Annotated in this window: 7 protein-coding genes and 1 other annotated feature; all 7 genes read left to right on the forward strand. The window is 43.4% G+C overall.

Annotated features, from left to right (window positions below; all coding sequences use genetic code 11):
- Nucleotide 1: 1 nt before the first annotated feature.
- The 7 genes from BLT29_RS09060 (at nt 2) to BLT29_RS13905 (ending at nt 6,613) form a co-directional block, all read left to right on the forward strand.
- Entirely contained in the window at nt 2-706 is a 705-nt protein-coding gene (locus BLT29_RS09060) for a YggS family pyridoxal phosphate-dependent enzyme (protein ID WP_367576291.1), read from the forward strand.
- A gap of 21 nt (nt 707-727) precedes the next feature.
- Nucleotides 728-1,162 (forward strand): cell division protein SepF, encoded by a 435-nt coding sequence (locus BLT29_RS09065; RefSeq protein ID WP_090775991.1) that lies wholly within the window; start codon nt 728-730, stop codon nt 1,160-1,162.
- A gap of 22 nt (nt 1,163-1,184) precedes the next feature.
- Nucleotides 1,185-1,466, forward strand: coding sequence for a YggT family protein (locus BLT29_RS09070; RefSeq protein ID WP_437182635.1), 282 nt, complete (start codon nt 1,185-1,187; stop codon nt 1,464-1,466).
- Nucleotides 1,467-1,511: 45 nt separating this feature from the next.
- Nucleotides 1,512-2,246 carry a YlmH family RNA-binding protein gene (locus tag BLT29_RS09075; RefSeq protein WP_245701193.1) on the forward strand — a complete coding sequence of 245 codons (735 nt, stop codon included), beginning with the start codon at nt 1,512-1,514 and terminating at the stop codon, nt 2,244-2,246.
- A 140-nt stretch (nt 2,247-2,386) separates the two neighbouring features.
- Nucleotides 2,387-2,893: a DivIVA domain-containing protein gene (locus BLT29_RS09080; RefSeq protein ID WP_090775993.1), complete on the forward strand. Its 507-nt coding sequence runs from the start codon at nt 2,387-2,389 to the stop codon at nt 2,891-2,893.
- Nucleotides 2,894-2,943: 50 nt separating this feature from the next.
- Nucleotides 2,944-3,169 (forward strand) — a binding site (T-box leader).
- A gap of 51 nt (nt 3,170-3,220) precedes the next feature.
- On the forward strand, nt 3,221-5,980 hold the full coding sequence (ileS, locus tag BLT29_RS09085; RefSeq protein ID WP_090775994.1) for an isoleucine--tRNA ligase: 2,760 nt from the start codon (nt 3,221-3,223) through the stop codon (nt 5,978-5,980).
- Between the two features lie 504 nt (nt 5,981-6,484).
- The gene (locus BLT29_RS13905; RefSeq protein ID WP_281241408.1) at nt 6,485-6,613 is read left to right on the forward strand and encodes a hypothetical protein; all 129 of its coding nucleotides are present in this window, start codon (nt 6,485-6,487) and stop codon (nt 6,611-6,613) included.
- Nucleotides 6,614-6,682 lie beyond the last annotated feature (69 nt).

A 6,682-nucleotide genomic window follows, 5' to 3' on the forward strand; every position in this document is an offset into this window, starting at 1 on the left:
CTTGTATCCTTCTGTGAATGTAGAAGAGAATTTCATGGATATTCGCCATAGCATTATGACGGCTTGCGAGAAGAGTGGACGGGCAGCGTCAAGTGTTCGTGTCGTTGCGGTTACAAAAAATGTTGGTGTGCCGACGATTCACCGTGTATTGGCAGCAGGGATATATGATATTGGTGAGAATCGTGTAGATACGGCGCTGGAAAAGATGTCGGCGGTTACTCATAATAAAGCGGTCTGGCATTTTATTGGGTCACTACAATCAAAAAAAGCGAAGCATGTTGCGAGTGCGTTTACGTATATTCACTCATTGGACCGGCTGCGTCTAGCACAAGCACTTGATAAAAGATTAGATCAACATTGTCCCCTAAAATGTTTTGTCCAAGTAAATGTGTCGGGAGAAAAGACGAAAGCTGGGTTGCGCCCTCATGAAGTGAAAGATTTTATTGCTGCATTAGCGGACTTTCCATCGTTACAAATTGTGGGGCTAATGACAATGGCACCGTTTGTTCGTAATGCTGAGGAAGTACGTCCTGTATTTCGAGCGCTACGGTTATTGAGAGATGACATCCAATCGCTGCAACTGAGTCATGCCCCGTGCAAAGCGTTGTCGATGGGTATGTCCAATGATTATCAAGTTGCGATTGAAGAAGGGGCAACCTTTATCCGTCTAGGCACATCTCTTGTTGGTAACGAAACGTTGAGATAACTTTTGTAGAGGAGGGGTTCTGTGAGCTTTAAGTCTAAGTTTAAACGTTATTTTCATATAGAAGACACAAGTGACACAGCGGATTTGCCTGAGGAACGATTATCTCCACAGCAGCCTAAGAGAGCATCGGCAGTGACAAAAGAAAAAGCAACGTCTCCAAATGTAGTCAGCTTACAAAGTGCACAAAAAACGGCAAAAATGATGCTTATAGAACCACTTACATATGACGAAGTCCAACAAGTGGCCGATCATTTAAAGCGTCGCAAGGCAGTCGTTCTCAATGTAGGACAAATTGAAGAGGACGAAGCGCGACGTATGATTGATTTTTTAAGTGGTACTGTGTATGCGATCGATGGTGATATTCAAAAGATTGGTCCCGGTGTGTTTGTGTGCACGCCAGATAATGTAGAAGTGACAGGATCGATTTCGGCTTTTATAGATAATAAGATAGAGTAAAAATGAAAGGTGGCGTATCATCATGTCAGTTGTGATATTTATTTTCTCTTTTTTACACAATGCATTTTGGTTGTACACATTTGCGTTGCTTGCATATATTTTAATGTCGTGGTTTCCAAATGCTCGGGAAACGGCGTTTGGTCAAATACTAGGTCAAATCTGTGAGCCGTATTTGGCAATTTTTCGGAGCTTTATTCCACCACTCGGGATGATCGATTTGTCACCGCTTGTTGGTATTCTCGCGTTGCGTTTAGCAAGTAACGGGCTTATTGCACTACAAAATATGATTTTGTCGCTTTTTTAAAGACGCATGATGTACGAGCATTTTCGGGAAACAGAACGTCCCTTTGTGGATGACGTCCGTACGTTATATGATCAGGTGGTACAGTATCATCAAGAGAAGATGACAGATTTTCTTAATAGGCGAGAACAAGAAATAATGAAAACTATCATTGGAAAAGATGAAGCGGTAGACCTTTGTTTTTTCGGCGGTTCTGCGCAGTGTGAACGAAAGCGAGCGGTGCTCCGTCCCAGCTATTTAAAGGATGAGCAGTGTACATGGTCAATCAGTATTTTAGGCGCTTCATTCTCAAGTAAATTTGTCAACATCGCTCATCGTGATGTACTTGGGGCGCTTATGCAGGTTGGTTTAGAGCGAAGGAAGTTTGGTGACATTTTTGTTGCAGACAATCAGTGTATGTTTGCTTGTGTAAGTGAGGTTGAGGGCTATGTTCGCAGCGTCCTTACGCGAATTGCGCAAGTGAATGTTGAGCTCTCGCCGTTGCCGCTTTCAGCATTTATCGGCCCTCCTGTGCAGTGGGATGAACGCCATGTGACGGTATCTTCGTTACGGATAGATACGATGGTTGCGGTGATTTATAGCCTATCACGAGCCAAAGCAGTAACGGCCATTGGAAAAGGACTTGTAAAAGTAAACGATTGTCCTATTGAGAAAGCAAATGTCCACTTATATGTAGGTGACGAAATATCTGTCCGAGGTCTTGGGCGTGCAAAGTTTTTACAAGCGCATGGACTGACAAAAAAAGACCGTGTTCGGGTTGTCATTGGACGCCGTCTTACATGAGGACACATGAAAAAGAAAAAATGAAAGCAGGAATTGGCAAGGCGCTGTCGAATAAGTAACGGTAGTGAAGTTTTCGCAAGGACGATTTTGGTTGAGTAACCAATACATACTTGGCCTATTTTAAAGAGGAGGTGGCTGCATTGCCTTTAACACCATTAGACATTCACAAAAAAGAATTTACGCGTTCATTTCGTGGTTATGATGAGGATGAAGTGAATGAGTTTTTGGATCAGTTAATTAAGGATTATGAAGCAGTGTTACGAGAAAAGAAGACATTGTTTGAACAAGTGACATCACTGGAGGAAAAACTCGCTCATTTTAACAACATCGAAGAAACATTAAACAAAGCTGTTTTGGTCGCACAGGAAACTGCCGACGATTTGCGTCGTAATGCAGAAAAGGAAGCGCAGCTTATCGTGAAAGAATCTGAAAAGAATGCGAATCGCATTGTAAATGAGGCATTAATGAAGTCTCGAAAAGTGATGATGGAAACAGAAGAAATGAAAAAACAAGCGTCTGTGTATAAAATGCGCTTTAAGATGTTGATTGAAGCGCAACTAGAAATGTTACGGAGTGAAGACTGGGACCGTGTTGTTGATGAAGAAGTAGAGGAATCTGGATCAACACAAGAAGTGCCAGCAAAGTAACTTGCATTTAGCTTGCAAGTATTATATAATGCTATTCAACTGAATGAACGTTAAAAGCAGTGAGAGGGACAGTATGTAAACAGGAACAAGCTAAAGCGAATCGGGGATGGTGTGAGCCTGGTCATTTGTTCGTTTACTGAAAATCACCCTTTAGTTCTATGCATGAATGCCGGGACAGGTTGTAATGCATGGCGCGTCATCCGCGTTACCAGTGTATGAGTGGGAGTTGTTGCTCTCATGAGGGTGGTACCACGGGAAAAGCTTCTCGTCCCTTTTCGGGATGAGGGCTTTTTTGTTTTTAATGAGATATGGAAAAGGGGCGACGAGATGGATTATAAGCATACATTATTAATGCCAAAGACGGCGTTTCCGATGAGAGGGAACTTACCAAATAGTGAGCCGAAACGACAAGAAAAATGGCGTGAGATCGATATGTATAAGCAAGTGCAGGCACGAACGGAGGGGCGACCTTTATTTATCCTACATGGCGGTCCACCTTATGCCAATGGTGACCTGCATATGGGGCATGCACTCACACAGACGCTAAAAGATTTTATTGTGCGTTATAAATCAATGACTGGTTTTCAAGCACCATTTGTACCCGGTTGGGACACGCATGGATTACCAATTGAAACAGCATTGACGAAGAATAAAAAAGTGGATCGCAAAAAAATGAGCACAAAAGCGTTTCGTGAACGGTGTGAGGCATATGCTTGGACGCAAATTGAGCGGCAACGGGAACAATTTATGCGTCTGGGCGCGCTTGGTGATTGGTTCAATCCGTATGTGACCCTCGATAAGTCGTTTGAGGCGCGGCAAATTCAAGTATTTGGCGAGATGGCATGTAAAGGTTATATTTACAAAGGAAAAAAACCGGTGTATTGGTCGCCGTCGTCTGAATCTGCATTGGCAGAGGCAGAAATTGAGTATCATGATAAGCGTTCGCCATCTATCTATGTTTCTTTTCAAGTTATGGACGGGAAAGGTGTCTTGTCTGAAGATGATGCCTTCGTGATTTGGACGACGACACCGTGGACGCTCCCAGCCAACCTCGGGATTACAGTACATGCGGATTTAGATTATAGCGTTGTTGCAGTAGATGGACGCTCGTATGTTGTTGCAAGTGGTTTACTTGATACGTTAAAGAAAGAACTATCTTGGGAAGATGCGACTGTTACGAAAACAGTGAAAGGAAGCGCACTTGAATATATTACTGCGAAGCATCCGTTCTATGAGCGAACAGCGCTTGTCATGAACGGGGAACACGTGACGCTCGATGCCGGAACAGGATGTGTGCATACCGCGCCAGGTCATGGGGAAGACGACTTTGTTGTTGGTCAGAAGTATGGATTAGATGTGTTATGTCCAGTGGATGAAAAAGGCGTTATGACGGAAGAAGCACCTGGTTTTACGGGTGAATTTTATGACAACATTAATAAGCAAGTGGCAGAAAAATTGACGGAAAACGGTTCACTTTTGAAGTTGTCGTTTATGACCCATTCTTATCCACATGACTGGCGGACGAAAAAACCAGTCATTTTCCGAGCAACAGCACAGTGGTTTGCCTCGATTGAAAAAATTCGTGGGCAATTGTTACAGGCGATCAAGGATACAAACTGGTTTCCTGAGTGGGGTGAAACACGACTTGCTAACATGATGCGTGATCGTGGTGATTGGTGTATTTCTCGTCAGCGTGTGTGGGGCGTGCCAATTCCTGTTTTTTATGGAGAAGATGGGCAGGAAATCATCACGGAGGAAACCATTGCGCATGTCGCCCAGTTATTCCGCGAACACGGATCGGGCGTGTGGTTTGAGCGAGAAGCAAAAGACCTTCTTCCACCTGATTTTACATCACCACATAGTCCAAATGGTCACTTTACGAAAGAAACAGATATCATGGATGTCTGGTTTGATTCTGGTTCTTCTCATGAGGCGGTCTTAAAAGAACGCGAAGATTTGACGTTTCCGGCAGATGTTTATTTTGAAGGAAGTGACCAATACCGAGGTTGGTTTAACTCCTCACTGTCAACGTCAGTGGCAATCAATGGGGTTGCGCCTTATAAAACTGTATTAAGTCATGGGTTTACGATGGATGGCGAAGGGCGGAAGATGAGCAAGTCGCTAGGAAATGTGATTTCTTTGGCAGATGCAACGAAGCAGTTAGGTGCAGATATTGTGCGTTTATGGGTCGCATCATCTGATTACCGAGCGGACGTGCGCGTTTCAAAAGACATTTTACAACAAGTCGCAGAAGCGTACCGGAAAATCCGCAACACATTCCGCTTTTTGCTTGGGAACTTGCATGATTTTAACCCTGAGGTAGATCGAATTGCACCGAGTGAACTGAGCGGTGTTCATCAGTTCATGTATGTTTCATTGCAAGAGTTGATTGAAAAAGTACGCCAAGGTTATGACGAATATCAATTTGTGACAGTGTACAATGAGTTCCGCAATTTCTGCACGGTCACACTTAGTGCGTTTTATATGGATATTGCCAAGGATACACTTTATATTGCGCCAGCAAATGACCCGGAAAGACGGGCATTCCAAACGGTCATGTATGAAGCAGTGGTAACCTTATCGAAGTTAATTGCGCCGATTTTGCCGCATACAGCAGAAGAAGTATGGGAAAACATTCCTGGCGTCGCTCAAGCAAGTGTGCAATTAACCGATATGCCAACGGCGGAACAACAACAAAATGTCGCAGGCTTGAAAGCTGAATGGCATAGGCTCATGAACGTGCGTGATGACGTATTAAAAGCATTGGAAGAAGCGCGAAATGAGAAAGTGATTGGCAAGTCGTTGCAAGCATCGTTGACGTTGTATCCAACAGGAGAAGTACGTGAATTACTTGGGCGCACGGCTGACTTGCAAAAGCTGTTTATTGTATCAGAGGTTGAGGTGGCTGGGTCTGAACAAATCGTACCAGAAGCAGCGCATCAGTTTGAGCAACTCACTGTCCTCGTGAAGAAAGCAGCTGGAGAGACATGTGCGCGTTGTTGGCAAGTGAATACGACAGTTGGTACAGTCGCCAAACATGAAGCGCTTTGTGCGTCTTGTGCGGAAACGGTAGAAAAATGGTGCTAGATGCTTGATGCGTGCCAGATGTTAGTTATGTGACAATCGAAGCGATGGATATGTATATTAAAAAGTGAATGATACCGCGAATACTAGACACTTAAAAAAGTGCCTGATTCGGGGTATTTTCATGTTCTCTTCCCATGGTATTGGTAGAAAGACAAAGATTGGGTATTGTGATACATCTGATATTTAACAAAACACTTAATAGGGGCGCACTGGAAGGTTTTATCGTCGCAACTAAAGGCTATGGCTGCCAAAAGGATATTGCAACAAAGATTTTAGAAAAAGAATGTGGCCATGTTCTTGCATTAAAAGAGAACCAAAAAACGTTATACAATGACGTTAAGCTTCGTCTGAACGAATGTGGGATTGATGGTGTATATGGTCTAAAGACGCGAAAAAATTGCTTTCGTTGTTGTAACTGACGTTAAAATGCTTTATATGACGCTTGAATGTCTCCAATTGAAGTACCTTCCATTGTCTCCTGTCCAAATTACAAAGGATTGCAACATGGACAATTATAAACCACTTTCATCATTTGATAAATGGGTTGCGCCGATCGCAGTATGCGACGATGACATTGTGGGATTCACCACATTCATTCGTACAGTTGCCCTCTGCCATTTTGCGTGTGACTAAAAACGCCACTGACCGAGCGATAGACCGATGACATTTCAAGTTATATGGCTCGGTCATTTAGTTAGTTTA

Origin of the sequence: Shouchella lonarensis (assembly GCF_900096965.1) — a bacterium.
GTDB lineage: Bacteria > Bacillota > Bacilli > Bacillales > Bacillaceae_D > Shouchella > Shouchella lonarensis.